Annotated in this window: 1 protein-coding gene; it reads right to left on the bottom strand. The window is 66.0% G+C overall.

Features of this window, described 5'->3' with window-relative positions:
* Positions 1–973 (bottom strand): IS256 family transposase (locus J1M64_RS19145; protein ID WP_206475232.1); only part of this gene is annotated, 973 nt, incomplete at its 3' end.
* Positions 974–1,107 lie beyond the last annotated feature (134 nt).

Below are 1,107 nucleotides of genomic sequence, written 5' to 3' on the forward strand. Positions count from 1 at the left end.
CGATAAACGCCAGCAGGTCCTCGCGGGCATCGCCGAGGTGGTCAGCAACCTCGGGCAGTCTGCCTTCGGTGTAGTCCAAGAGCCGGTCGAACTGGGCATTGACAGCCTCGGCGGTGGGCTGGTCGTAGACGCTATGCAGCATCGCCTTCACGGCCGGCCACATCGACTTGGGGCACGCGGCCATGAGGTTTGCGGCGTAGTGGGTGCGACAGCGCTGCCAGGCGGCCCCGGGCAGGTTCGCCGCGATCGCCTCGATCAGCCCGGCGTGGGCATCGGAGGTCACCAGCCGGACTCCGCCCAGGCCACGGGCCACCAGGTCGGCGAAGAAGGTGTTCCACGAGGCCTTCGTCTCGCTGGTGGCGACTTGCATGCCCAGGACCTCGCGGTGGCCGTCACCGTTGACCCCGGTGGCCAGCAGCACCGAGGCTTTGACGACCTGCTTGTTCTCCCGGACCTTGATCGTCAGCGCATCGGCGGTGACGAACGTGAACGGTCCGGCCTCGTCCAGGCGCCGGTGCCGGAACGCCGCGACCTGCTCATCGAGGTCTTCGGCCATGCGGGAGACCTGGGACTTGGACAGCGAGTCGATGCCGAGAGTTTTGACCAGCTTGTCCATCCGGCGGGTGGAGACCCCGGCCAGGTAGCAGTCCGCCACGACGGTGATCAGCGCGGATTCGGCCCGCTTGCGACGCTCGAGCAGCCACTCGGGAAAGTAGGAGCCCGAGCGGAGCTTGGGGATGGCGACGTCGACGGTGCCGACCCGGGTATCCAGGGGCCGGTGGCGATAACCGTTGCGGTAGTTGGTGCGCTCTGACGAGCGGGCGTTCCACTCGGCGCCGCACACGGCGTCGGCGTCCGCGGACAGCAGGGCGTTGATCATGGTCTGCAGCAGCTCGCGCATCAGATCCGGTGACGCGTCGGTCAGGGCTTGGCTAAGCAGGCCTGCAGGGTCGACAATATGGGGTGCGGTCATCGTGATGACTCCGTTCGAGGATTCGGTAGAAGGTTGACTCGAAGGATCACACGGTGGCCGCTCTACATCCGTACACAACACGGAATCGCAGACGATCTCGGCCACCGAGTTACACCACTCTATGGGGCACTACT

It is taken from the genome of Dietzia sp. KRD202, from assembly GCF_017168155.1.
Taxonomy (GTDB): Bacteria; Actinomycetota; Actinomycetes; order Mycobacteriales; family Mycobacteriaceae; genus Dietzia; species Dietzia kunjamensis.